This is a genomic window from Allosphingosinicella sp. (genome assembly GCF_046295735.1).
Classification (GTDB): Bacteria; Pseudomonadota; Alphaproteobacteria; order Sphingomonadales; family Sphingomonadaceae; genus Allosphingosinicella.
In genome coordinates, this window is sequence record NZ_JBKBMQ010000005.1 from 22611 (window position 1) to 48793 (window position 26183).

22 protein-coding genes are annotated in these 26183 nt (G+C 68.5%); 13 read left to right on the plus strand and 9 right to left on the minus strand.

Going from position 1 to position 26183, the window contains the following annotated elements; translation table 11 throughout:
• Positions 1-12: 12 nt before the first annotated feature.
• Positions 13-2949, plus strand: a complete 2937-nt coding sequence (gene addB, locus ACK4K7_RS05915) for a double-strand break repair protein AddB (protein WP_431864316.1) — start codon at positions 13-15, stop codon at positions 2947-2949.
• 27 nt (positions 2950-2976) lie between these two features.
• Here addB and ACK4K7_RS05920 read toward each other — a convergent pair whose 3' ends face one another.
• Complete coding sequence (locus tag ACK4K7_RS05920; protein WP_431864318.1) at positions 2977-4941, minus strand: S9 family peptidase; 1965 nt, start codon at positions 4939-4941, stop codon at positions 2977-2979.
• A gap of 136 nt (positions 4942-5077) precedes the next feature.
• The gene (locus tag ACK4K7_RS05925; RefSeq protein ID WP_431864320.1) at positions 5078-6238 is read right to left on the minus strand and encodes a hypothetical protein; all 1161 of its coding nucleotides are present in this window, start codon (positions 6236-6238) and stop codon (positions 5078-5080) included.
• 223 nt (positions 6239-6461) lie between these two features.
• Here ACK4K7_RS05925 and ACK4K7_RS05930 point away from each other — a divergent pair, with 223 nt between their 5' ends.
• From ACK4K7_RS05930 to mazG, 7 genes are all read left to right on the plus strand, one after another.
• Complete coding sequence (locus ACK4K7_RS05930; protein ID WP_431864322.1) at positions 6462-8267, plus strand: SLC13 family permease; 1806 nt, start codon at positions 6462-6464, stop codon at positions 8265-8267.
• 75 nt (positions 8268-8342) lie between these two features.
• Positions 8343-8993 (plus strand): DUF4893 domain-containing protein, encoded by a 651-nt coding sequence (locus ACK4K7_RS05935; RefSeq protein WP_431864324.1) that lies wholly within the window; start codon positions 8343-8345, stop codon positions 8991-8993.
• 43 nt (positions 8994-9036) lie between these two features.
• A complete protein-coding gene (locus ACK4K7_RS05940; protein ID WP_431864587.1) occupies positions 9037-9813 on the plus strand; it encodes a TatD family hydrolase in 777 nt (258 codons plus the stop codon).
• Positions 9810-10574, plus strand: coding sequence for an MBL fold metallo-hydrolase (locus ACK4K7_RS05945; RefSeq protein ID WP_431864326.1), 765 nt, complete (start codon positions 9810-9812; stop codon positions 10572-10574). Before ACK4K7_RS05940 ends, ACK4K7_RS05945 begins: the two co-directional genes overlap by 4 nt.
• Positions 10571-11179, plus strand: coding sequence for a retropepsin-like aspartic protease family protein (locus tag ACK4K7_RS05950; RefSeq protein ID WP_431864328.1), 609 nt, complete (start codon positions 10571-10573; stop codon positions 11177-11179). The genes ACK4K7_RS05945 and ACK4K7_RS05950 overlap by 4 nt, the downstream gene beginning before the upstream one ends.
• Positions 11180-11350: 171 nt before the next feature.
• Positions 11351-13477, plus strand: a complete 2127-nt coding sequence (locus ACK4K7_RS05955) for a M10 family metallopeptidase C-terminal domain-containing protein (RefSeq protein ID WP_431864329.1) — start codon at positions 11351-11353, stop codon at positions 13475-13477.
• Between the two features lie 101 nt (positions 13478-13578).
• Positions 13579-14334 carry a nucleoside triphosphate pyrophosphohydrolase gene (mazG, locus tag ACK4K7_RS05960; RefSeq protein ID WP_431864331.1) on the plus strand — a complete coding sequence of 252 codons (756 nt, stop codon included), beginning with the start codon at positions 13579-13581 and terminating at the stop codon, positions 14332-14334.
• A gap of 34 nt (positions 14335-14368) precedes the next feature.
• On the opposite strand, the gene hflX is transcribed toward mazG, so the two are convergent.
• The 5 genes from hflX to dusB form a co-directional block, all read right to left on the minus strand.
• A complete protein-coding gene (hflX, locus tag ACK4K7_RS05965) occupies positions 14369-15676 on the minus strand; it encodes a GTPase HflX (protein WP_431864333.1) in 1308 nt (435 codons plus the stop codon).
• Positions 15673-16161, minus strand: a complete 489-nt coding sequence (gene hfq / locus ACK4K7_RS05970) for an RNA chaperone Hfq (RefSeq protein WP_431864335.1) — start codon at positions 16159-16161, stop codon at positions 15673-15675. Before hfq ends, hflX begins: the two co-directional genes overlap by 4 nt.
• A 97-nt stretch (positions 16162-16258) precedes the next feature.
• Entirely contained in the window at positions 16259-17647 is a 1389-nt protein-coding gene (locus ACK4K7_RS05975; RefSeq protein WP_431864337.1) for a sigma-54-dependent transcriptional regulator, read from the minus strand.
• Positions 17648-17654: 7 nt separating this feature from the next.
• A complete protein-coding gene (locus ACK4K7_RS05980) occupies positions 17655-19820 on the minus strand; it encodes a sensor histidine kinase (protein WP_431864589.1) in 2166 nt (721 codons plus the stop codon).
• A 166-nt stretch (positions 19821-19986) separates the two neighbouring features.
• Positions 19987-20985, minus strand: a complete 999-nt coding sequence (gene dusB, locus ACK4K7_RS05985; protein ID WP_431864339.1) for a tRNA dihydrouridine synthase DusB — start codon at positions 20983-20985, stop codon at positions 19987-19989.
• A 65-nt stretch (positions 20986-21050) separates the two neighbouring features.
• On the opposite strand from dusB, the gene ACK4K7_RS05990 reads away from it, so the two are divergent.
• Positions 21051-22193 (plus strand): bifunctional 2-C-methyl-D-erythritol 4-phosphate cytidylyltransferase/2-C-methyl-D-erythritol 2,4-cyclodiphosphate synthase, encoded by a 1143-nt coding sequence (locus tag ACK4K7_RS05990; RefSeq protein WP_431864341.1) that lies wholly within the window; start codon positions 21051-21053, stop codon positions 22191-22193.
• The gene (locus ACK4K7_RS05995) at positions 22190-22717 is read left to right on the plus strand and encodes a CinA family protein (protein WP_431864344.1); all 528 of its coding nucleotides are present in this window, start codon (positions 22190-22192) and stop codon (positions 22715-22717) included. The genes ACK4K7_RS05990 and ACK4K7_RS05995 overlap by 4 nt, the downstream gene beginning before the upstream one ends.
• On the opposite strand, the gene ACK4K7_RS06000 is transcribed toward ACK4K7_RS05995, so the two are convergent.
• Complete coding sequence (locus ACK4K7_RS06000; protein ID WP_431864346.1) at positions 22663-23139, minus strand: type II toxin-antitoxin system RatA family toxin; 477 nt, start codon at positions 23137-23139, stop codon at positions 22663-22665. The two genes, ACK4K7_RS05995 and ACK4K7_RS06000, sit on opposite strands and share 55 nt — an antisense overlap.
• A gap of 6 nt (positions 23140-23145) precedes the next feature.
• Positions 23146-24063: a lipoyl synthase gene (gene lipA / locus ACK4K7_RS06005; protein ID WP_431864348.1), complete on the minus strand. Its 918-nt coding sequence runs from the start codon at positions 24061-24063 to the stop codon at positions 23146-23148.
• 211 nt (positions 24064-24274) lie between these two features.
• On the opposite strand from lipA, the gene ACK4K7_RS06010 reads away from it, so the two are divergent.
• Genes ACK4K7_RS06010 through ACK4K7_RS06020 form a run of 3 tightly spaced genes read left to right on the plus strand, consistent with a single transcriptional unit; the run spans position 24275 to position 26174 of the window.
• Positions 24275-25234, plus strand: a complete 960-nt coding sequence (locus ACK4K7_RS06010; protein ID WP_431864350.1) for a sodium-dependent bicarbonate transport family permease — start codon at positions 24275-24277, stop codon at positions 25232-25234.
• Positions 25235-25237: 3 nt separating this feature from the next.
• Entirely contained in the window at positions 25238-25549 is a 312-nt protein-coding gene (locus ACK4K7_RS06015) for a P-II family nitrogen regulator (RefSeq protein ID WP_431864352.1), read from the plus strand.
• A 1-nt stretch (position 25550) separates the two neighbouring features.
• Positions 25551-26174, plus strand: coding sequence for a carbonic anhydrase (locus ACK4K7_RS06020; protein ID WP_431864354.1), 624 nt, complete (start codon positions 25551-25553; stop codon positions 26172-26174).
• The last annotated feature ends 9 nt before the right edge of the window (positions 26175-26183 follow it).

Sequence of the window (26183 nt, forward strand, 5' to 3'; positions counted from 1 at the left end):
TAGGGTGCAGGCGTGACTCCCGCCGTCTTCACCATCCCTCCCCACCGCGCCTTCGCCGACGCGCTCGCCGCCGGGCTGATCGCTCTCCATGGCCGCGAGGAGACCGGCCTTGCCCGCGGCATCGTGCTCGTGCCCTCGAACCGCGCCGGGCGCGCGATCCAGGACGCGTTCGTGCGCCGCACCGAACGCAAGGGACTGCTGCTGCCCCGGCTCGTGCCGATCGGCGACGAGGAGCTGGAGGCCCGGATCGGCGGGCTGATCGAGCCGATCGGGGACGGAGAGGGCGTTCCTCCGGCGGTCGAGCCGGTCGAACGGCTGATGCTGCTCGCGCGGCTCGTCCAGCGCCACTCCGGCGTCGACGCGGCGGAGGCGATCCGCCTGGCGGAGGATCTTGGGCGCACGCTCGACCAGTTGCTGATCGAGGAGGTGGATCCCGCCCGGCTGCGCGACATCGCCGCCGGTCTTCCGGACCTCTCGGTCCATTGGCAGAAGTCGCTCGATCGCTTGATGCTGATCCTGAGGGACTGGCCACAAACTCTTGTCGAACAAGGCAGGATCGACCTCGCCGATCGCCGCAATCGCCTGTTGGACCGGGTCGCCCGCCGCTGGCACGCGGCGCCGCCGGCCGGGTTCGTCTGCGCGGCGGGCATCACCACCACCGCGCCCGCCGTCGCCCGGCTGTTGAAGGTCGTGGCGCGGATGCCAGGCGGCATGGTCGTGTTCCCGGCGCTCGATCTCGGCATGCCGGAGGAGGAATGGGGCGCGCTGGGGCCGCATGATCCTGACCCCGTCACCGGACGCCGCCTCCACGCGATCGAGACCCATCCCCAGTTCCAGCTGAAACGCCTGCTGGACCTGATGTCGGTGGGCCGCGGCGAAGTCGCACGCTGGCGCTGGGGCGGGGGACGGGACGCACCGGCCGCCCGCAGCCGGGCCATCGCCCATGCCATGGCGCCGGCGGAGTTCACCGCGCGCTGGCAGGCGCTGAAGCCCGCCGAGCGGCGCCTGACGGGCATTCGCGCGCTGGAGCTGGCCGATCCGGCCGAAGAGGCGCAGGCGGTGGCGATCGCGCTGCGCGAGGCGCTCGAGACTCCGGAGCGCACCGCGGCTCTGGTGACCCCGGATCGCGACCTCGCCCGCCGCGTCTCCGCCCACTTGCGGCGATGGGGGATCGAGGCGGACGACAGCGCCGGCCGGCCGCTGTCCCGCACGCCCCCGGGGACGTTGATCCTCGCCCTCGCCGCCGCCGCGACCGAGCGGTTCGCGCCGGTGCCGCTGCTCACCGTGCTGAAGCATCCGCTGGTGATGAAGGGGGAGGGGCGCCGCGCCTGGCTGGAGGGAACCCGGGATCTCGATCTGGCGCTGCGCGGCCCACGCCCGCCGGCCGGCCTGTCCGGCATCGACGCGCATCTGGCGGACCGTTCGCGCCGCGACCGCGACGTGCGCAAGCGCGCCGCCGCATGGTGGCCGCTGGCGTCAAGACGTCTCGAGGCTCTTGAACGCGCCTTCGCCAACGCCGAGGCCGATCTTCCGGCCCTCCTGGCCGCTCTGCGCGAAGCCGCCTCGGCGCTGAGTGACGACGAAGTGTGGGCCGGCCCCGCCGGGCGCGCCGCGTCCGACCTGTTCGCAGCGCTCGAGCCGGCGGCGGCACATGGACCCGAGCGGCTCGATCCCGCCAGCCTGGCGCCGATCCTCGAGCGGCTGATGGCGGGCGTGGCGGTCCGTCCGCCTTTCGGCCAGCATCCCCGCATCTTCATCTGGGGCCTGATCGAAGCGCGGCTTCAACATGCCGATCTGATGATCCTGGCGGGACTGAACGAGGGTGCATGGCCGGCGCTGCCGACGCCCGATCCCTGGCTCGCGCCCCGCATCCGCACGGAGCTCGGGCTGCCGGGCCTCGAGCGGCGGATCGGGCTCGCCGCCCATGATCTTTCGACGGCGCTCGGCGCGCCGCGCGTCCTCGTCACCCGCGCCCGGCGCGGTGCGCGGTCGCCTGCGGTCGCGTCCCGCTTCTGGCTCCGGCTGGAAGCGATGACCGGCGGCCTCACCCGTTCGCCGACGCACCGCCGCTGGGCGCAGGGGCTCGACCGTCCGGCCGCTTTCGCGCCGGCACGACAGCCGGCGCCAAGCCCGGAACCGGCCAGCCGTCCGCGCCGCATCTCCGTCACCGAAGTGGACCGCCTGAAGGCCGATCCCTTCGCTTTCTATGCCCGGCGCATGCTCGCCCTGTCGGCCCTCGACCCGATCGATGCCGATCCCGGCCCCGCCTGGCGCGGCAGCGCGGTGCACGAAGCGCTGGAAAGGTGGATGAAGGAGGACGATTGCGATCCGGCTCGGCTGCGCGCCCGCGCCCAGGAATTGCTCGAAAGCCATGCCGCTCACCCCGTGGTGCGCGCCCTCTGGCAACCGCGGCTGCTGGAGGCGATCGACTGGATCGCGGAAGAGGTGGCGCGCAACCGGGACGCCGGGCGGCTGCCGCTGCGCGCGGAGGCCTATGGCACCTGCAGCCTTGCCGGGGTCGAGCTGTACGGCATCGCCGATCGGATCGATCGGATGGCGGACGGAAGCCTCGCCATCGTCGACTACAAGACCGGCAAGGCGCCGAGCGCGAAGGCGGTGGCGGAAGGCTATTCGATGCAGCTCGGCCTCATCGGCCTGATCGCGGAGCGCGGCGGGTTCGAAGGCGTCGAGGGCGTGCCGGCCTGTTTCGAATATTGGAGCCTCGCCCGGGCGCGCGGACGGCTCGGCCATGTCTCGGCGCCCGTCGGGGGCAGGAGCGGGATCGACCCGGCCGATTTCACAGATATCGCCGAGCGCAACTTCACCGCCGCGGCCGGGAAATGGCTGACGGGCGATGCGCCCTTCACCGCGAAGCTTCACCCCGAACACGCGCCTTGGGGCGATTACGATCAGCTGGCTCGCGTGGACGAATGGTACGGCCGGGAATGAGACGCGCCGGCTGACCGGCGCGCCGTCTCATTCGCCGAACAGGCGCCGCAGGAACACCGTCTCCACCTCGCGGCGAAGGTCGTTGTTGTGCTTCTTCAGGAAGCCGTGCCCTTCGTCGGCGAAGAGGACGTACCAGGCCTCCACCCCATTCTCCCGCAGCCGGGCGACGATCTGGTCGCTTTCCGATTGCGGCACCCGCGGATCGTTGGCGCCCTGCATCACCAGCATCGGCCGGGTGATGCGGTGGACGTTGTTCATCGGCGCGATGCGTTCGAACACGGCACGCATGGCCGGATCCCGCTCGTCGCCATATTCGGCGCGGCGATTGTCGCGCCGATAGGCTTCCGTATTCTGAAGAAACGTCGCGAAGTCACTGATTCCATAACGATTGACGCCGCCCACCAAGCGATCGGAGAAGTGCGTCATCGAGGCCAGCGACATATAGCCGCCATAGGATTGGCCGTAGACCGCGACCCGCGCCGGATCGAGATCCGGCTGCTGCGCGATCCAGTCGAGCAGCGCGCCGATGTCGCGCACCGAATCCTCGCGCTTTTCGGCATTGTCGAGATTGAGATAGCGGGTGCCGTAGCCGTCGCTGCCGCGAACATTGGGCAGGATCACCGTCGCGCCGAGCACGTCGGCGAAATATTGGGCGCCCGGATTCCAGCCGGGGCGGGACTGGGCTTCGGGGCCGCCATGGATATCGACGATGACGGGCGTGCGGCGATCGGCGGGGATGCCGGTTGGGCGGTAGACGAAGGCGGGAACCGACAGCCCGTCGAAGCTGGTGAAGCGGACGAGCCGCGGTTCGGCGAGGCGGGCGGGATCGAGATCGCCGGGCTCGGAGGCGGTCCAGCGGGTCAGGCTTCCGTCGGCGAGGTCCAGGCTCCAGACGTCGCCCGCCGTGGTGGCGGTCGTGAAGCCGAGGGCGAGCCGGGCGCCGTCCGGGGAGAATTTAAGCGCGTTGAGGACGCCGCGCGGCAGATCGGGGAGCGCCAGCTCGCGGCCGGTGGTCCGGTCCAACAGATGGACCCGGGAAAAGCCTTCCTCGTTCACCGCATAAGCGAGCAGGCGGCCGTCGCGGCTGATGTCATAATCCTCGATGTCCCAGCGCAGCTCCGGCGAGAGATGACGGACGGCGCCGCTCGCGATATCGATCTCGGCAAGCCGGCGCACGTCGCTGCCGCGGTTGGTGATCGCGATCACGGCGCGGCCGTCGGGCGAGAAGCGCGCATTTTCGTAGCGCGCCGGCTCCGCGGCCGACCAGGCGAGCGGCCGGGCCGTTCCGCTGGCGAGATCGAGCAGCGACAGCCGGGTCTCGCGGTTGGAAATTCCGCGGGCGACGAGGATGCGGCTGTTGTCCGAAGAGATCGCCGCCGGTCCGACCGCGCCGGTTCCCTGCCAGGCGACGCGACGGCTCGCCGGGTCCGCAGGATCGGCGACGAGGATGGCATAGTCGGCCGACCCGCGCACCGCCCGGCTCCAGGCGAGCAGGCGGCCGTCGCGCGAGAAGACGGGTTGCTGGTTGCGGGTGACCGGCTCGGTCAGCTGCGCCGCCTGCCCGGTGAGGCCGCGCAGATAGAGCTGGAACCATTCGTCGCCGCCGGTGTCGCGGCTGAGGATGAAGCGGTCGGTGCCCGGCACCGTCACGGCGCTCGCCACCGGTTCTCCGAAGAAGGTGAGCTGGGTGCGCGCGGCTCCCGGCGCCGCGACGTGGTGGACCTGGTTGGTGGTGCCGAAGCGGGTGGTGATCAGCATCGATCCGTCGGGCAGCCAATCCTGGAAACGCGCCTCGCGGTAATTCTGGTAGCGCTGCACCGCTGCACGCACCTCGTCCGGGATCTCCGGGACGTTCTCCAGCCGCGCGGTTCCGACCTGCCGGACCTGGACGGCGTTCGCGCCGCTGGTGGCGGGTGAGGGCTGGGCGAAGGCGGGGAGGGGAGAGAGGAGAAGGAGGGCGGCGGCCAAAGCAGGACGAATCACGCGGGACATACCTCATCGGGAAGGGGAGGCCGCACCGTCCCCAGCCGGGCCGCGCAAGTCAAGCACCACGCCTGCAGCCGTCATGACGCCAAGGAAAAGGCTCCGGCGGTCGCCCGCCGGAGCCTTCCCTCGTCATGGCCGATGATCAGTCGCGGCCGGTGACGCCACGCTCATAGAGCTGGATGCAGCGATCGTCGCCCGGACCCGGCTGGCAGGGCGGATAGCCGTCCCGCGCTTCGAGCGGGCCGCCGACGCCCTGATAGGCGACACCGGTCTGACCGGTGGAATAGCCCTGGGCCTGGCCGTCGAGGCCGCCCTGCATCGTCGCCTGACCTTGGCCGGTCACCGCGCCGTGAGCCTGGCCATGGGCTTCCTCATAGGGGCCGCCCATGCCGACTTCCGCGCCGCCGGCGAGGCCTCCGGTCGCCTGGTTCCACTGCGACAGCTGGGTGCGGACGCCGCTCTCATAGAGCTGGATGCAGCGGTCCTCGCCCGGACCCGGGCGGCTGCACGGCGGATAGTTGGTCTGGGCGGGGCGCGGCGTCAGATCGACGGTGCCGTCGCCATAGACCTCTTCATAGGGTCCGCCCATGCCGGCCCACTGGCTGGGGTTCCAGCCAGCCGTCTGCTGCTGCTGCTGCTGGCCATATTGCATCTGTCCCGTCTGCTGGTGGCCCATCTGCTGAGCGCCCATCTGCTGCTGATGCATCATCCAGGGCTGCTGCATATGCCCCATCTGCTGCTGATAGGCGGTGCGCTGCTGCTCGGTCCAGGTGGTCGGGAAGCTACGCATATGCTCGTCGTAGAGCGCACGCTGATCGGCGGTCCACTGGCCCGGAGACATGGTCTGCATCTGCTGCCAACTGGTCCGCTGCTGCTGGTTCCAGGTGCCCGGCATATAGGCCCAATGCTCCTCGGCCATGCGGCGCTGGTCGGCCGACCAGTTCTGCATCATCTGCTGGCGCGCATCGAGCCAGGCACGTTCCTGGGTCGCCGTGCCGAGCGGCGCCGTCGACTGGTAGACCTGCTGCTGCGACCTCTGCGGCACCACGCCGTGCTGGTGATCGGCATGATGCTGCTGAACCGCCTGGTGCTGGTCGGTATTCTGCAGGTGCTGCTGCTGCTGATCGCGCCAGGCGCGTTCCTGGGTCGCCGTGCCGAGCGGCGCGGTCGACTGCATATGGCCCTGCATCGTGCCCTGGCCCTGCGACTGCGGGGTCGTGCCCGTATGGCCGCTGTGGGTCTGATAGGCGAAAGCGGCCCCGCTCATGCTGAGCGCGGTTGCCGCGACGAGAAGAGTTTTCATCAATGGCCTCCTGTGCGAGGCGGCCGAACCCGGCCGCCTCAAATGGATGCCCCCACGCTCGCACATCGTCGTGTGCATTGACCGTTAAACGACAAGAGGTCGGTTTATATCCCATTTCCATCGCATGAGTCCGGCGGTTTGGCGGTTGAAACCGGTCGTTTCGCCGACGCGCCAAACAGTTTCGGGGGGTGGACCCAAAGCCGCCGCCGCTCGTAATTGAACCATGCTTCACGCGATCTCCGCCGCCGTCGAACAGCATCAGGCGGTGATTGGACTTCTTCTTCTGCTCGGCTTGCTCGTCGGCTTTGTGTCGGAGCGTTTTCCACCGGTGGTGGTGGCGGTGGCGGGGGTAGGGGCGGTGCTCGCCCTCGGCCTTGCCGACGCGTCCGCAGTGCTCGGCGTATTCGCCAATCCGGCGCCGATCGCGGTCGCGGCGCTGTTCGTCCTGTCGGGCGCGCTCGTGCGCACGGGCGCGATCGACGCGATCGTCGCGGTCATCCTGCGCCGGGCCGCCCGGCGGCCGAAGATCGTCACGACCGAAGTCTATGCCGGCACGCTCGCAAGCGCGGCGCTGGTCAACAACACGCCGGTGGTCATCATCCTCATCCCGGTCATTCGCCGGCTGGCGCGGACCCTGGGTGTGGCGGCGACGCGGCTTCTCATTCCTTTGTCCTTCCTGGCCATCCTCGGCGGCACACTGACGCTGATCGGCACGTCCACCAACCTGCTGGTCGACGGCGTGGCGCAGGATCTGGGCCAGCCCGCTTTCGGCATTTTCGAGATCAGCGGGGTCGGCATCATCGTCGCCGCCACCGGCGCGCTGACGCTGGCGTTGCTCGGTCCGCGCCTGCTTCCCGAACGGAAGGAACTGGTCGCGGAGGAGGATGAGGAACGGGAATGCCTGTCCGAACTGCTCGTCCTTCCCGGCGGAAGCGCGGTCGGCAAGCCGGTGGCGGCGGTCCCGTCGCTGCGGGCGCCGCGGGTGCGTGTGCTGGCGCTGAAGCGGGAAGGGGAGGTGCGCCGCGACGGCATCGCCGAAACCCGGCTGCAAGCCGGCGACCGTCTGGTCGTCGCCGCCTCGCCGCACGAGCTTGCCGGCCTGTCGGCGGCGACCGACTATCTGGTCGGGACCGGCGGGCTCAGCGGCGGCGCGGACCTGTCGCGCTCGCGGCGGCCGGACGATGTCGAACTGTTCGAAGCCATCATCGCCCCGACCCATCCCAGCATTGGCCGGCGGCTGGCCGAGATCCCGATGCTCTCGCGCCTTCCGATTCGCATCCTCGGCATCAGCCGCGCGCGCCATCTTCCCGGACCAGACCTGCGCAGCGCGCGACTCCGAGCCGCCGACACCCTGCTGATCGCCGCGCGCCGCCGGGAGCACCGGGCGCTGCTCGAAAACGTGCATCTGCTCGGCGTCTCGCCGGCCGGAACCCGGCCCTATCGCCGCGCCAAGGCGCCGATCGCGGTCGCGGCGCTCGCCGGCACCGTCCTGCTGTCGGCGCTTGGCGTCATGTCGATCGCCGCCGCGGCGATCCTCGCCGTCGCCGTCATCCTCGTCACGCGCTGCATCGATCCGGAGGAGGCGTGGGAGTCGATCGACGGCAACGTCCTCATCCTCATCTTCGCGATGCTCGCGATCGGGACGGGGCTGCAGCAGGCGGGCAGCGTCTCGCTGCTGGTCTCCTGGGTGACGCCATGGATCCAGGACGCGCCCGTCTTCCTCCTCCTGCTCGCCGTCTATTTCCTGACCTCGGTGCTGACCGAGGCGGTGACCAACAACGCGATCGCGGTCATCATGACGCCTTTGGTCATCACCATGGCCGAGCAGCTCGGCATCGATCCGCGGCCGCTGCTCGTCGCAGTAATGTTCGCCGCCTCCGCGAGCTTCGCGACGCCGATCGGCTATCAGACGAACACCCTCGTCTATGCGGCGGCGGACTACCGGTTCGCGGATTTCCTCAAGATCGGCGTGCCGATGGGCGTGATCGTCGGCATCGCGGCCTGCGCGGCCATCTACCTGATTTACTGAGCGGCGCTGCGCCGAAGCGACCGAAAACAGCGCCGAAGCCGCGCCGCGCTAGCCTCGCGGTAAGGGAAGGGGGCTATGGCTGATACCATGAACGCCCGCCTCGCCGTCGTCGCCGCAGCCTTCCTCGCCGGTGCCTGCCAGACCGCCGGCACGGCGCCGCGCGCCACCGGAACGGTCGAAGTCGCCGCGCGGGAGCCGTGGCGCGACATCGCCACCGAGGCCGATCTCGACCGGCTCGAGCGCGTCGGGTCGGCATGGGAGGAAGCGCTCGCCGCCGCGCGCCGCGCCGGCTTCACGCGCCAGATCGCCGCCGAGGGGCCGCTGCTCGACCCCGCCGCCGCTCTGCCGCGAGCGGCGCCGCCTCCCGGCTCCTATCGCTGCCGCGTCATTCGGATTGGCGCCGCGCCGCGCGCGCGGGCTTATCGCGCCTTCAACCCCTTCTTCTGCCATGTCGGCGCCGAGGGAGAGTTGCTGTCGATCACCAAGCAGACCGGATCGGAACGGCCGGGCGGCTATCTTTGGGAAGTCGCAAGCGACCGCCTGGTCTTCCTCGGCTCGATGGCGCTCGGCACCGAGGAGATCCCGCAGCCCTATGGCGAGGATCCGACCCGCGACATGGCGGGCATTTTCGAACGCGTCGCGCCCTTCCGCTACCGGCTCGTCATCCCCTGGCCGCGCGGAGAGTCGAAGCTCGATCTCATCGAACTGGTGCCCGCCATTCCCTGACAGGCGGGATGACGCGGCCGCGCGGAGCCACTACATGGCGGGCATGTTCGTCGACAGCCATTGCCACCTCAACTATAAGGGTCTGGTCGAAGACCGCGCCTCGGTCCTCGCCCGCGCCCGCGCCGCCGGCGTCGACATGATGCTCAACATCTCCACCCGCGCGTCGGAATGGGACGAGGTGATCGGCGCGGCCGAGGCGGAAGACGATGTCGTGGCGTCGGTCGGTATCCATCCGCACGAGGCGGACGTCCACCCCGTCGTCGAGACCTCCACGCTGGTCGCACGCGCCGCGCACCCCATGGTGGTGGGGATCGGCGAGAGCGGCCTTGATTATTATTACGACCGGTCGGACCGGGAGCGGCAGCGGCAGAGTTTCCGCGCGCATATCGCCGCGGCGCGGGAGACGGGCCTGCCGCTCATCGTCCATACCCGCGACGCCGAGGAGGACACCCACGCCATCCTGGCCGAGGAGATGGGGAAGGGGCCGTATACGGGCGTCATCCACTGTTTCACGGCCAGCGGCGATTTCGCGCGCAAGGCGCTCGATCTCGGCTTCTTCATCTCGATGTCCGGCATCGTCACCTTCAAGAATGCGAAGAATCTGCAGGAAACGGCGCGGGCCGTGCCCGCCGACCGGCTGCTGATCGAGACCGACGCGCCCTTCCTCGCGCCGGTGCCGAACCGAGGCAAGACCTGCGAGCCGGCCTTCGTGGCCGACACGGCGCGCTTCCTGGCCGATCTGCGCGGCGAGAGCGTCGAGGAACTGGCCTCCACGACCAGCGACAACTTCTTCAGACTGTTCGGGAAAGCGCGTCGGTGAAGCTGCGCATCCTCGGCTGCGGCACCTCGTCGGGCGTGCCGCGCATCGGCAACGATTGGGGCGCCTGCGATCCGGAGGAGCCGCGCAACCGGCGGCGGCGCGTGTCGATCATGGTGTCGGCCGGAGACACCCGCATCCTGGTCGACACCGGCCCGGACCTTCGCGAACAGCTGCTCGACGCCGATGTCGGGTCGGTGGACGCCGTGATTTGGACCCACGACCATGCCGATCATTGCCACGGCATCGACGACCTTCGGCAGCTCTTCCATGCCAGGGGCGCCGCGGTGCCCGGCTTTGCGCGCGCCGACACGCTGGAGACGCTCCGCGCCCGCTTCGGCTATTGCTTCGAAGGGAGAGGGGGCTATCCGCCCGTCGCCGAGGCCCGGTGGCTGCCGGACGAACTTTCGATCGGCCCGATCCGGATCCGGGTGACCGATCAACCGCACGGCGACATCACCAGCGCCGGCCTGCGCTTCGACCTCGACGGAAAGTCGATCGGATATTCCACCGATATCAATGCCCTGACGGACGACATGCGCAGCTTGTTCGAAGGCGTCGACGTCTGGGTCGTCGATGCGCTCCGGCGCCGGCCGCATCCCTCGCACCCGCATTTGGAACAGGCCCTCGGCTGGATTGCCGTCGTTCAGCCGGGCCGCGCTATCCTCACCCATATGGACAACAGCATGGACTATCGATCCCTGGCGGCGGAACTGCCGGCCGGAGTCGAGCCGGGCTATGACGGACTGGAGGTCGAGCTGTGAACGAAGGCGACCAAGCCGTTCATTTCATTTACCTTGTCGGGGTTCTGGTGCTGGTCGTCAGCGCCTTTGCGGTGCGGCGGATCCCGATCGGCCAGAGCCTCAAGATGTTCGCCGGCTGGGTGCTGATCTTCGCCGCCGCCTTCATCGTCTTCACCCTGAAGGACGACTTCCTGGCGTTCGGCCAGCGCGTGCTGGTCGAAACGCGCGGGGAGCCGGTGATGGAGCAAGGCGCGGACGCCGGCGAGGAATTGCGCGTCAGAATGTCGCCCGACGGCCATTTCTGGGTGACGGCCGATCTGCAGGGCACGTCCGTGCGCTTCCTCATCGACAGCGGCGCGACCACCACGTCGATCTCGCGCGCGACCGCCGACCGCGCCGGTATTGAGACTCTGCCGGGGCTGCCGGCGATGGTTCGGACGGCGAACGGCGTCGTCACGGTCGAGCGCGCGCGCGCCGAGACGCTGCGCGTCGGCGGTATCGAACGACGCGATGTCGGCCTCCATGTCTCGGAAGCGTTCGGCGACATGAACGTGATCGGTATGAACTTCCTGTCGTCCTTGAGCGGCTGGAGCGTCGAGGGACGCACGCTGATCCTCCGCCCCTGAGCAATAGTCTGCTTTACATAATGTATATTATCGGACTTCCGGAGACGACACCCCCCGAGGGTTGCGGGTTTGTCGGCCGCCCTCGCTCTCCTAGGTGAATGCCTCAGGAAGATCGCAGTGAACTGAGACATTTGCTTGGCAGCGCACGTCTTCCGGATGGAGGGCGACGCTATGACGGACAAGCCGGTCTTTACGCTTCCTCAGGTGATCGCCCAGCTGACCAGGACCGGCCTGAGCTACTCCGAGAACGCGCTCTACTTCACCTTTCCGACATCAATGCCCGCGGCCTGGAGCAATCATCCGCAGCGCAGCACCTTCTACCCCTTCAGCGAAGCGCAGAAGCAGGCCGCCCGGATCGCGTTCGAAGAGATCGGTTCGATCACCAACCTCAAATTCGTCGAGCTTCCCTATGACGGAAATGTCGGCGGCCGCATCTCGCTCGGCAACTGGACGCAAGCCGGCAGCTCCGGCCTCATCGACGGCGTCTCGAACGGGAAGATCACCGGAGGCGCCGTCTTCATCCAGCAGACCCTTCGCGACTACGACCCGGAGACCAGCCTCTTTCCAGGGAACACCTGGTACCATCTCCTGATCCACGAGATCGCGCACGTTCTGGGCATACCCCATCCCTCCAACTATCACCTCGCCGATCCATCGAAACCGTTCAACTACGCCAACGTCGCCGCCTATCAGCAGGATTCGCTCCAGTTCACGGTGATGTCCTATTTCTCGCCGCTGGCGACCGGCGCGGTGCTCGGCACCCCGCCCTCGTGGAACATCTCGACCTTCCTTCTGCACGACATCGCGGCGCTCCAGTCGCTTTACGGAGCGAATTTCGGGACTCGTTCCGGCGACACCGTCTACGGCTTCAACTCCAACGCGGGACCCGCTTATTCGCTGACCGCCGGGTCGCAGCCGGTGTTCACCATCTGGGACGGCGGCGGGAACGATATGCTGGACCTTTCCGGCTTCTCGGCGCCCGCGCGCATCGACCTGAGGCCGGGTGCCTTCAGCGACGCCGCCGGGATGAAGCACAACATCTCGATCGCCTATGGCGTGACCATCGAGAATGCGATCGGCGGTTCGGGCGACGATCTCTTCATCGCCAATGCGGCGGAGAATTTCCTCTCTGGAGGCGACGGCAACGACGCCTTCTATATGGGCGCCCATCTGTCCGCCGGGGACCGCCTCGTGGGAGGCGCTGGCTTCGACCAGGTCGGCCTGCAGGGCAATTACGGAAGCGCGGCGAACCCGCATCTCCTCAGCGACGCCAATCTTACCGACATCGCGATGCTGGTGCTGCTCTCCGGCAGCGACCGCCGGTTCGGCGACACGGCCGGAAACGCGTACAGCTATTATTTGAAGACGGCCGACGCCAATGTCGCGCCCGGCCAGCGCTTGATCGTCAGCTTCAACACGCTCGGTCCGGGCGAGCATGTGACCTTCGACGGATCGGCCGAGACCGACGGCGCCTTGCTTACTTATGGCGGGCTCGGCAACGATGTGCTGACCGGCGGCGAGCAGGACGACGGCTTCTATTTCGGGCATGGCCGCTGGGGCGCGGGCGACCGGGTGGACGGTCGGGGCGGCGCCATGGATCAGCTGGGATTGCAGGGGAATTATTCGGGCGCGAACGCCGTCACCCTCTCCCCTGGGCAGATCGCCGGCATCGAGATGCTGGTGTTGCTGAGCGGCGGCGATGTTCGCTTCGGCAGCGGCGGCCTCCCCTACAGCTACGACATCGCGGTCCAGAACGGCACCGTCGGGTCCGGCGGGACGCTGATCGTCAGCGCCAACACGCTACGCCCGGACGAAATGCTGACGTTCAACGGCTGGGTCGAGACCAGCGGCCGCTTCGTCATCTACAGCGGCGCCGGCGACGACGCGATCGCCGGCGGCTGGGGCGACGACGAGATTCACGGCGGCGCGGGCGACGACAGGATCAACGGCGGACGCGGAGCGGACGTTCTGTGGGGCGGCCCGGGCAACGACAGCTTCATCTATCTGAGCGTCCTGGATTCGACTCCGCAGAGCATGGACCGGATATTGGATTTCGGGGCGGGCGACCGGTTCGACCTCCGCTTCATCGACGCCGATGCGAACCAGCCCGGGCAGCAGAGGTTCAGCTTCATCGGCGTCAGCGCCTTCAGCGGCACGGCCGGCCAGTTGCGCGCTTATCAGGACGGCGGCGGCTGGATGGTGGAAGCGGACGTGACCGGCAACGGCATCGCGGACCTCGCCATCTCGGTCACCACGCTGAACCAGCATCATCTCGGCGCCGCCGACTTCCTGATCTGAGTTTCCTGCCGCAGCGTCCGCATGACGTGCATGGCCACGACCAGCCCATCCCCCTATATGCCCCGCATCTTCCATCCCTTTAGACATGCGGTTGAGCGGCCATGGCGAGCAACGATCCTTCCACACTCGGCCGGCTGGTCGCGATCATGGCGCGGCTGCGCGATCCGGACCGCGGCTGCGAATGGGACAAGGTGCAAAGCTTCGAGACGATTGCGCCTTATACAATCGAGGAAGCCTATGAGGTGGCGGACGCGATCGCGCGCGGCGATCTCGCGGCGCTGAAGGACGAGCTCGGCGATCTCCAGCTCCAGGTGGTCTACCATGCGCGCATCGCCGAGGAACAAGGCGCCTTCGCGATCGGCGACGTGATCGAGGCCATTTCCGACAAGATGGTGCGCCGCCATCCCCACATCTTCGGCGATGCCGAGCGCAGCCCGGGCTGGGAAGCGCTGAAGGCGGCGGAGCGCGGCGGACAGGAAGACCGCAGCGCAATCGCCGGCGTGGCGCTCGCCCTCCCCGCCCTGAAGCGGGCCGAGAAGGTCCAGCGGCGCGCGGCCCGCGTCGGCTTCGACTGGCCGGACGCGGATGGGCCGCGCGCCAAGATCGACGAGGAGCTGGCGGAGGTCGCGGGGGCGACGACCGCCGAGGACAGGACCGCCGAGATCGGCGACCTGCTGTTCGCCGTCGTCAATTACGCGCGCCACCTCGACATCGATCCGGAAGCCGCGCTTCGCGAGGCCACTGCCCGCTTCGAACGCCGCTTCCGCAAGGTCGAGCAGCTTGCCGAGCGCCCGCTCCAGGATATGGATATCGAGGAACTCGAAGAGCTCTGGCAGAGCGCGAAGAAGCAGGTCTAAGCGTCTGCCTTAAAGGCCCTTTTTAGTAGCTCATTCAGGCTTCGGCGCGGCGGGCCTGGAAACGCGCCCACTCCTGATCGGTGAGGCGCACCTCGAGCTCCGTCTCCATGCCTTCGTGGCGCTGGGCCAGCACCTCGCCATGGGCATGGAGCCAGGCGATCGCTTCGCCGGCCGCCGCGGGAAGGGTGACGCGGCGGACGGCCGCGCCCTTGCGCAGATGCTCGGTCGCGCAGGCGAGCAGGCCGTCGACGCCCTCCCCCGTCAGCGCCGAGATCAGCACCACGTCCTCGCGCCGCTCGCCCTCGGCCCGGGCGCGGTCGCTCTCTTCCGGGGAGAGCGCATCGATCTTGTTCCACGCTTCGATCATCGGCGCGCCCTCCTCTCCCGCGGCGCCGATTTCGGCCAGGACCTGCTCCACGTCCGCGCGCTGGGCATCGCTGTCGGGGTGGGAGATGTCGCGGACATGGATGATGAGGTCGGCCGAGATCACTTCCTCGAGCGTCGCCCGGAAGGCGGCGACCAGCTGGGTCGGAAGATCGGAGATGAAGCCGACCGTATCGGACAGGATCGCCTTTTCGATGCCCGGCAGACCGATCTCGCGCATCGTCGGATCCAGCGTCGCGAACAGCAGGTCTTCCGCCATGACGTCAGCCTTGGTCAGGCGGTTGAAAAGCGTGGACTTTCCCGCGTTCGTATAGCCGACGAGAGCGATCACCGGCCAGGGCGCGCGCTGCCGCCTGGCGCGGTGAAGCGTCCGGGTCCGGGTGACCTGTTCCAGCTCCTTGCGCAGCTTCGCCATCCGGTCGCGGATCAGCCGCCGGTCGGCCTCGATCTGCGTTTCGCCCGGGCCGCCCAGGAAGCCGAAGCCGCCGCGCTGCCGTTCGAGGTGGGTCCAGCTCCGCACCAGCCGGCCCGCCTGATAGTCGAGATGGGCGAGCTCGACCTGGAGGCGCCCCTCCGCCGTCGCCGCCCGCTCCCCGAAGATTTCGAGGATAAGGCCGGTGCGGTCGATCACCTTCGCCTTGGTCGCGGTCTCCAGATTCTTCTGCTGGATCGGGGTGATCGCCGCGTCGACGATCAGCAGCTCCGCCTCGGCCGCGGCGACGGCATCGCCGATCTGTTCGACCTGGCCCTTGCCGAACAGAGTGGCCGGCCGCGCCGCGCGGATGCGGAAATGCAGCTTGTCCTGCACGTCGATGCCGATCGCTTCCGCAAGCCCGGCGGCTTCGTCCAGGCGCGCGGAGACGTCGCGCCGGGCCTCTCGGCCCATGTCCGGCAGCGCGATCACGGCGCGGGCGCCGCGGCTCACCTCATTGTCGGCGTCGCGGTCGAAAACGCTCACTCTTCGTCCTGAGCTTCGGCGAGGTTGATGGGATTTTCCGGCTGCACCGTCGAAATGGCATGCTTGTAGACGAGCTGCGACATGCCGTCGCGCTGCAGCAGCATGCAGAACAGGTCGAACGCCGCGACCTCGCCCTGCAGCATCACGCCGTTGACGAGGAACATCGTCACCGGCTCGCCGGACCGGCGCACCGCGGTCAGGAACACCTCCTGCAGCAGTTGCGGCCGGCGCTTCTCCATCTGCTCGGCGAAGGCGCGCTCGATCTCGTCGAGATCGACCGGCTGGCCCGGCATGATGGTGGAGATGGCATGCTTGTAGATGAGCTGCGCCTGACCGTCGCGGCGCAGCAGCACCGAAAAATTGTCGAACCAGGTGATGATGCCCTGCAGCTTCACGCCCTTGACGAGGAACATGGTAACCGGCGTCTTGGAGCGCCTGAGGCTGTTCAGGAACATGTCCTGGAGGTTGTTGACCTTGTCGGCCATGCGGGGTGTCTCCTTATATTCTTGGCGGGCCGGCGACGGCGCCGCATCCGGCCCGCGCCGCGGCGGGCCATCGCTGGTCATGGGCTCCGCGGCAGCCCTAATCGTTGTCCTCGCCCCTGGTGTCGGCAATGCCCAGCGCCTTCAGTTTCCGGTGCAGGGCCGAACGCTCCATGCCGATGAAAGTGGCGGTGCGGGAGATGTTTCCCGAGAAGCGGCGGATCTGGACGCGCAGATATTCGCGTTCGAACGTTTCCCTGGCCTCGCGCAGCGGCGTGCCCATGATCGCCTTCACCGCTTCGCCCGGCGTCAGCTGCGCCTGCTCGTTGAGGATTTCGGGCGGCAGCATGTCGATGTCGATGCAGGCGATCCGCTCGCCCGGCGCCAGGATGATCGTGCGCTCGATCACGTTGCGCAGCTGGCGCACATTGCCCGGCCAGTCATAGGCCTGGAGCGCCGCCATGGCGTCATCGGACACTTTGGGCGTGCCCACCCTCTGGTCGGCGGCGTAGCGGGCCGCGAAATGGGCGACTAGCGAGGGAATGTCCTCGCGTCGTTCGGACAAAGCCGGCAGATGCACTGGAACGACGTTCAGCCGGTAATAGAGGTCCTCGCGAAAGCGGCCGCCCGCGATCTCGTCGGGGAGGCGCCGCGCGGTCGAGGAGACGACGCGCATGTCCACCTTCACCATGCGCTGCCCGCCGACGCGGGTGAAGCTCTGGTCGGTCAGGACGCGCAGGATCTTGGCCTGGGCGGAGATCGGCATGTCGGCGATCTCGTCGAGGAACAGGGTGCCGCCATGCGCCTGTTCGAGCAGGCCGGGCCGGGCGAGCTCGCCCCCCTCCTCCACCCCGAACAATTCCTCCTCCACCCGCTCGGGAGTCATGCGGGCGGCGCTGACCACGATGAAGGGCGCGCGCGCCCGCGGGCTCCAATTGTGGAGCAGGCGTGCGGCCACTTCCTTGCCGACGCCGGCGGGGCCGGTGATGAGCACGCGGCTGCCGGTCGCCGCCACCCGCTTCAACGTCGCCCGGACGTTGTTGATCGCGACGCTGGTTCCGGTGAGCTCCGTCTCCTGCCCGATCTGCTGGCGCAGGCTTTCATTCTCGCGCCGCAGCCGGTCCGTCTCGGTGGCGCGGGCGACGAGATGGAGGAGATGCCCGGCCTCGAACGGCTTTTCGATGAAGTCCGCCGCCCCCTGGCGGATCGCCGCCACCGCCGTGTCGAGATTGCCGTGGCCGGAGATCATCAGCACCGGCAGCGACGGATCGCGCCGCTTGATCTCCTCGAGGAGTTGGAGACCGTCGAGCTTGGAGCCCTGCAGCCACACGTCGAGCAGCACCAGCGACGGGCGGCGGTCCGCCAGCGCCTGCAAGGCTTCGCTGCTGTCGGCGGCGGTGCGGGGCGCATAGCCCTCATCCTCCAGAACCCCGGACACGAGATCGCGGATGTCCTGTTCGTCGTCGACTATGAGGATGTCCAAAGCCATATATTTTTCAACCACCTGATGCAGAGTCTTCAGAAATGACGACGGGTCCGCCGGAAAGGCGTCCGAGAGTCTCGGCGTCGAACACGAAGCGGACGAGCGTGCCGCCCCCGGCCGCATCGTCGAACTCGATCCGGCCGAAATGCTCCTCGACGATCTTCTTGACGATGGCGAGGCCGAGACCCGTGCCCTTGGCGCGCGTCGTCATATAGGGTTCGGTGAGCCGATGGCGGTCCGCGGGAAGGCCGATGCCGGTGTCGGTAATCTCGATGCACAGCAGGCCGTCGCGCTCGCCGATCGCCATCGCGACGCGATGGGCGCCGGCCTGCCCCTCCTCCTCCTGTTTCTGCCGGATCGCCTCGACCCCGTTCTTGACGACGTTGGTCAGCGCCTGACCGAGCAGCCGCCGGTCGCACACCAGCAGCGGCGAGGGATCGGGCGCGTCGAGGCTGAAGGCGATGTCGGGATGGGCGACCTCGTGCAGGAACAGCGCCTGGCGCGCGACCTCGACGATCGCCTCCTCGCGGAACACCGGCTTCGGCATGCGCGCGAAGGAGGAGAATTCGTCCACCATCCGCCTGAGGTCGCCGACCTGGCGCACGATGATGCCGGTCAGGCGCTCGAAGGTTGAGGCGTCGGAGCTGATCTCCTTGCCGTAGCGGCGCTGCAGCCGCTCGGCGGCGAGCTGGATCGGCGTCAGCGGGTTCTTGATCTCATGGGCAATGCGGCGCGCCACGTCCGACCAGGCCGCGCGGCGCTGGTCGAGCAACTGCTCGGTAATGTCGTCGAAGGTCAGCACATGGCCGCCCGCGACCCGCACCGTCTTCAGCGCCAGCGTGCGCGGCTCGCCGGCGAACGCGGCCTGGATGATGGACTCCCGCTCCTCCGCCTCGATCTGCCGGTCGAGTTCGGGCGCGAGATCGGCCAGCTTCTGCCCGACCGGGCTCTTGCCGCCGGTCTTGAGCAGCGCCTCGGCCGAGCTGTTGATCAGCCGCACCACATGGTCGTCGTCGACCGAAATGACGCCGGCGGTCACGCCCGACAGCACCGCCTCGGTGAACGCGCGGCGGCTGTCGAGCTGGGTGTTGGCGGCCAGCAGTTCGCCGGTCTGCTCCTCCAGTCGCTTGGTCATGCGGTTGAAGGCGTTGCCGAGTGTCGCCACCTCGTCGTCCACCCGCGAGGTCGGGACGCGCGCCGAAAGATCGCCCGCCGTCACCCGCCGGGCCGCATCGACCAGGTGACCTACGGGCCGCACCAGCCGGTCGGCGAGCGTGAGCGCGATCCATATGGACACGGCGACGATCAGCAGCGAGACGAGCAGCAGGATCGCGTTGAACCGCAGCTGCAGGTCGCGCGATCGCGACAGCGTCTTCTGATAGTCGCTCGCGGCCGAGCGCGCCTCCTCGATTTGTTGGAGCGCGGCGGGATTCACCTTGCGGGACGTGTAGAGATAGACTTCGGCATCCGGATCGAGCCGCACGACCGCTTCGACCCGGTCCCCGGCGTCGGTCACCACCCGCGGTTCGCCTTCGCGCAGCGACGCGAGGGTCGCGGGCGGCAGCCGCCGCTCCAACGGCCGGTCGTCGAGATTGACGAGCGCGATCACCTGCAACTCGCTGCCCTGCCCCACCGACACGATCGCCGCCTCGGTGAGATCGCGCGCCACCACCTGGAAGAACAATTTGTCGGCGAATTCCGGATCGTCGATGCCGATATCGTTGATGTCGCGGACGACGTCGTTGGCCATGGCGACGATGTCGCGGCTGATCCGCTCGACATTCTCCTCGGCATAGACCTGGGCGACATTGTCGGCATTTTCGAGGACGATGCGGGCCCTGTCCGAGAACCAGAATTGCAGCCCGCTCTGGAACAGGATCGACGCGAAGATCACGACCAGGAGCGTCGGCACGCTCGCGATCACCGAGAAGAGCGCGACCAGCCGGACGTGGAGCCGCCCCCTGCCCCCGATCGGCGAGCGCGCGGCGCGGCCCATGGCGACCCGGCGCGCGATCAGCACCATCAGCGCCATGGCGGGCACCAGATTGGCGACCAGCAGCATCGCGACCATCGGCGGGGTCAGCAACGCCCCCGGGTCGCCGCGTCCCGAGACGATTACATAGCTGAACGCCGCCATGGCGAGCAGCGCCAGCACGGTGCCGATCTCCACCAGCGGCATGATCCGGCGCCCGCCCAGGGCCGCGCTCCAGCGCTCCGTCCAGCGCGGCGTCTCGTCGGCGGTGATGGCGGCTTCGACGTTCACAGGGCGGCTCTAGCACAAGCATGTGGCATAAAGAACACAGTAGATGCGTTCTTTCCTGACCAGAAGCTGACCGGAACTGCCCTCAGGCGGCGATCCGCGACAGCCAGGGCGCGTAGAAATCGCGCAGCATCGCCCGCGCCCGCGCAGGGTCCGCTTCCTTGTTGAAAGCGTTGCGGAACTCGGCCGATCCGTGCAGCCCCTTGGTGTACCAGCCGATATGCTTGCGCGCGCAATTGACGCCGATCACCGGGCCATAATGGTCCAGCATGGCGTCATATTGCTCCATGATGACGGCGAATTGTTCGTCCAGGCTCGGGTCCGGCAGGCGCTCGCCCGTCTTCAGCCAGTGCATCACCTGGCCGAGCAGCCAGGGACGCCCATACGCGCCGCGGCCGATCATCACCCCGTCGGCGCCGGATTGGGCGAGCGCCGTTTCGGCATCGTCGATCGAATTGATGTCGCCATTGACGATCACCGGCACCGACACGGCCGCCTTCACCTTCGCGACGAAGCGCCAGTCCGCCTCGCCTTTGTACATCTGGTTGCGGGTGCGGCCATGGACCGTCACCATCCGCACGCCCAGATCCTCGGCGATGCGGGCGAGCTCGGGGGCGTTGAGGCTGGCATGATCCCAGCCCATCCGCATCTTGAGCGTGACCGGAACCTTGACAGCTTTGACAGTTGAATCAATGATCTGCGCGGCGAGCTTCAGGTCCCGCATGAGAGCGGAGCCGGCATCGCCGTTGACCACCTTCTTGACCGGGCAGCCCATGTTGATGTCGATGATGGCGGCGCCGCGGTCCTCGTTGAGCTTGGCGGCCTCGGCCATCTCGACGGGAGAACAGCCGGCGAGCTGCATCGACACCGGATCCTCGATCGGGTCCCAGGCCGCCTTCTGCAGCGACTGCCGGGTCTCGCGGATCGCGGCCTGGCTGGCGATCATCTCGGTCACCGTCAGCCCCGCGCCGTAGCGCTTGACGATCCGCCGGAACGGACGGTCGGTGACGCCGGTCATCGGCGCCAGGATCACCGGCGCGTCAATTTGGACCGGTCCGATCGAGATGGCTTGCAGCTGGGTCATGGAGCGTCCCCAGATAGGGGCGAAGGCGCTGGCGGGCAAGGTTCGGGTCGGCTAGACGCCCCGCCATGACGAAGACGATCGCGCTGGTGGTCGCCGCGGGGTGCGGCAGCCGCACCGGCGGAGACATTCCGAAGCAGTACCGGCGGCTTGGCGGCAAGGCGCTGCTGGCCCATTGCCTCGACCATCTGCGCCATCCCCGGATCGACGGCGTGCGGGTGGTGATCGGCCCCGGGCAGGAGGCGCTGTACGCGGGCGTCGCGGCCGACCTTCCTCCCCCCGTCATGGGCGGTGCCGAGCGGCGCGACTCCGTGCGGCTCGGGCTCGAAGCGCTCGCCACGGAAGCGCCGGACATCGTGCTCATCCACGACGCCGCCCGCCCCTTTCTTCCGCCGGTCGTCGTCGACCGTCTGCTCGATGCGCTCGCCGACCATGACGGCGCGGTGCCGGTGCTCGGCGTCGTGGACACGCTGGCGCGATCGGGGACCATGCTCGGCGAGACGGTGGCGCGCGACGGCCTGGCCCGCGTCCAGACGCCACAGGCCTTCCGCTTCGCCGCCATATGGGAGGCTCACCAAAGCTTCACCGGGGAAGCCACCGACGACGCGCAGGTCGCCCGCGCCGCCGGCATCGCCGTCGCGGCCGTCGCGGGAGACCCGATGCTGGAGAAGCTCACCTATGAGGAGGATTTCGCCCGTGCCGAGGAGCGTCTCGCCATGCTGCAGGTGAGCCGCACCGGGCTCGGCTTCGACGTCCATGCCCTGGCCGAGGGCGAGGAATTGTGGCTGGCCGGCATACGCGTTCCGCACGAAAAGGGCCTGAAGGGCCACAGCGACGCGGATGTCGCGCTGCACGCGCTGACCGATGCCGTCCTGGGCGCGATCGGCGCCGGGGACATCGGGGATCACTTCCCGCCGTCGGATCCGCAATGGCGCGGCGCCTCGTCCGACCGCTTCCTCGAACATGCCCGCGACCTGGTCGAGGCGCGCGGCGGCCGTATCGACCATGTCGATCTCACCATCATCTGCGAAGCGCCCCGCATCGGTCCGCACAAGGCGGCGATGCGGGAGCGGATCGCGGGCCTGCTGGGCCTGCCGCTGGACCGGGTGAGCCTCAAGGCCACCACTACGGAGCGGTTGGGCTTCGCCGGCCGCGGCGAGGGCATCGCCGCCCAGGCCGCGGCGACCGTCCGGGTGCCGGAGGACCGATGAACGACCGACGCGACGTCACGCTGCCGGCCGAACTGGTCGAGCTCGCGAAGCGGGTGGTGGATGCGAACCGGGCCGCGGGGCGGCGCGTGGCGGTGGCCGAAAGCTGCACCGGCGGCCTCGTCGCCGCGGCGCTGACCGAGATACCGGGCAGCTCGGATGTGTTCGAAACCGGCTTCGTCACCTATTCGAACGAAGCGAAGATGGAATTGCTCGACGTCAGCCGGGACGTGCTCGAAACCTTCGGCGCCGTCTCCGTGGCGGTGGCGTGGAGCATGGCGCAAGGGGCATTGGAGCGCACCCGCGCCGACATCGCGGTGGCCGTCACCGGGGTCGCGGGGCCGGGCGGAGGGACGGACAAGAAGCCGGTGGGCATGGTGGTGTTCGCCCGTGCCCGGCGCGGCGCCGATCCCGACGAGGTGGTCGCGGACGAACGCCAGTTCGGCGACCTCGGCCGCGGCGGCGTGCGTCTTCAGGCGGCGCTGTGCGCTCTCGAACTGCTGCTGCCGGGCGCGCTCGTCCCGTAAAGCTCGTGCGCGCGCGTCTCGAAGGCGCCGATCATCCGCCGCAGCGCACGATCGAACATCTGCCCCGCCAGCGCCTCGAAGATGCGGTTGCGGAAGGCAAAATCCACGCAGAAGGCGATGTCGGTCCCGCCGTTGCCGTCGGGCCGGAACGTCCATTCGTTGTGGAGATGCTTCAACGGCCCTTCGACATAGTCGATCGTGATGGCGTGCGGCCGCTGCTTGTTCACCCTGGAGGTGAAGGTCTCCTTGATCGACCGGAAGCCGACGACCAGGTCCGCGACCATCTCCGTCTCGCTGTCCGACCGGATCCGCGTGGCCGCGACCCAGGGCAGGAATTTCTGGTAGCTGCCGACGTCCGCCACCAGGTCGAACATCTGTTCGGGGCTGTAGGGCAGGTTCCGTGTTTCGCTGTGCCGGGGCATGCCTGACTAACGCGCCGCCGCCAGCTTCGCCTCACGGGCCGCCTTCATCTTCGCGAAGTCGTCGCCGGCATGGTAGCTCGACCGGGTGAGCGGGCTCGCCGCCACCAGCAGGAAGCCCTTGGCCCGCGCGATCGCGGCATAGGCGCCGAACGCCTGCGGCGTCACGAACTCTTCCACCTTGGCATGGCGCGGGGTGGGCTGCAGATACTGGCCCATCGTCAGGAAGTCGATGTCTGCGGACCGCATGTCGTCCATCACCTGATGGACCTCCAGCCGCTGTTCGCCGAGGCCGACCATGATGCCGGACTTGGTGAAGATCGACGGATCGTGCCGCTTGATGCTCTCCAGCAGGCGCAGCGAGGCGTAATAGCGCGCGCCCGGACGGATGGTGGGGTAGAGCCGCGGCACGGTCTCGAGATTGTGGTTGTAGACGTCCGGCCGCGCCGCGATGATCCGTTCCACCGCGCTTTCCGACTTGTTGCGGAAATCGGGGGTCAGGATCTCGATCGTCGTGGCCGGCGTATTACGGCGCAGCGCCTCGATCACCTTCACGAACTGGCCCGCGCCGCCGTCCGGCAGATCGTCGCGGTCGACCGACGTGATGACGATATGCTCCAGCCCGAGCTCGGCCGCGGCCACCGCGACATGCTCCGGCTCCAGCGGGTCGACCGGCCGCGGCATCCCGGTCTTGACGTTGCAGAAGGCGCAGGCCCGCGTGCAGGTGTCGCCCAGGATCATCACCGTCGCGTGCTTCTTGGTCCAGCATTCGCCGATGTTCGGGCATGCGGCCTCCTCGCACACGGTGGCGAGGTTCAGGCGGCGCATCAGCTTGCGCGTTTCGGCAAAGCCGGTGCTGGTCGGCGCCTTGACGCGGATCCAGTCGGGCTTGCGCTGCTTGGGACGGACGATCGGCTCTGCGGACATGCGCGCCAGATAGCGATTGAGGGGGAGAATGCCAACCGGGGGAGTTGTCGCGGCAAGTGGGTCGAAAGGAGAAGCGAGATTCCAGCTTTCGCTGGAATGACGGAGGGCTCGCGTCATCCTGACGCAAGTCAGGATCTCCCTCCGCTGCTTCCCGCCGATGCCTCGACGCGGCCTTGCACAAGCAGAGACCGTGGATTAGCGGAAGCTTCCGATGGACACAGCGATCGCAACCCTCAGTTCCCCGGTCGTCCTGTTCTTCATCCTGGGGCTCGCCGCCGCCTTCGCGCGTTCGGACCTCGCCATTCCCGAAGCGATCGCCAAGGGCCTCTCCATCTATCTGATGATCGCGATCGGCCTCAAAGGCGGGGTCGAGGTGTCGAAGACCGGCTTCACGCCCGATCTCGTCGTCGCGGCGCTCGCCGGCGTGGCGCTGAGCTTCACCCTCCCCTTCGTCGCCTTTCAGCTCCTCACCCGGATCGCCCGGCTCGACCGGGTGAACGCCGCCGCCGTCTCCGCCCATTACGGCTCGGTCAGCGTCGTCACCTTCGTGACCGCGGTCGAGATATTGGGCCGGCAGGGGCTTGGGCCGGCGGGCTATATGGTCGCGGTACTGGCGCTGATGGAGACGCCGGCGATCATCTCCGGCCTGCTGCTCGCCCGTCGCGGCGGCGGCCGCGCCGCGCCGGGCGCGAGCGGCCTCTGGCACGAAGTGCTGCTCAACGCTTCGGTGGTGCTGCTGATCGGCAGCTTCCTCATCGGCCTGGTGGCCGGACCCGCCGGCTTCGTGCCGATCGCGCCTCTGTTCGACGGCCTGTTCCGCGGCCTCCTGTGCATCTTCCTCCTCGACATGGGCCTGGTTGCCGGCCGGCGGTTAATGGAGACGCGTTCGCTCACCGCCCGCGCGGCCGGGCTCGGCATCTTCCTGCCGGTGATGAACGGCGCGCTCGGGACGGTGATCGGCACCGCGATCGGGCTCGACGTCGCGTCGGCCGCGGCGCTCGGCATCCTTGCCGCCAGCGCCTCCTACATCGCCGTTCCAGCGGCGATGCGTCTGGCTTTGCCGGAAGCGGACCCGGGCCTCTATCTGTCCATGTCCCTGGGCGTTACCTTCCCCTTCAACATCATCGTCGGCATCCCGCTGTTCGCGGCGCTGGCCCAGGCACTTGGATAAAGCATGGTCCACACCTTCACCCGCAAGCGGATCGAAATCCTGCTCGACGGTCCCCACGCGACGATCGTCATCCAGGCGGTGCATGATGCCGGGATCGACGGCTACACCCTGATCCCGGTCCAGTCCGGCGCCGGCCGCGGCGGCGCCTGGCGCGAGGACCGGGTCTCGGGCGCGCAGACCAAGGTCATCCTCATCACCATCGCCAGCGCCGACAAGGCCGACCGCCTGATCGACCTGCTGGTCCCGATCCTCGACAGCCACGGCATGCTGCTCACCATGGCCGACGTCCAGGTCGTACGCGGGGAGCGTTTCTGACATGCCCGAATTCCACCAGCTCATCGACGGCTATCAACGCTTCCGCGCCGGCGCCTGGATGGCGCAGCGCCGCCGCTGGCAGGCGCTCGCCGACCGGCAGGCGCCGCCGGTGATGGTGATCAGCTGCTGCGACAGCCGGGTCGATCCGGCGACCATCTTCGATACCGTGCCCGGCCAGATGTTCGCGCTGCGCAACGTCGCCAACCTCGTTCCGCCCTTCGAGACCGGCGGCGGCCTCCACGGCGCTTCGGCGGCGATCGAATTCGCCGTCGTCCACCTCAAGGTCCGCCACATCGTCGTGCTCGGCCACGGCGCCTGCGGCGGCATCTCGGCGGCGCTGAAGGGCGGTAATCTCGGCGTAGAGGGGCCGAGCTTCATCGACCATTGGGTCGGCATCATCGGCGAGGCGCGCGACCGGGTGCTGGCCGAGGCGCATGAGGATCCGCAGCGCGCGCTGGAGCTCGAATCGATCCGGGTCAGCCTTTGCAACCTGCGCAGCTTCCCCTTCGTGCGGGAGCGCGAGGAGCGCGGCGAGCTGAAGCTCCACGGCGCCTTCTTCGCGATATCCGACGGGGAGCTGCACGTCCTCGACGAAGCCACCGGCCGGTTCGACCCGGCATCCTGAGGAGCGCGG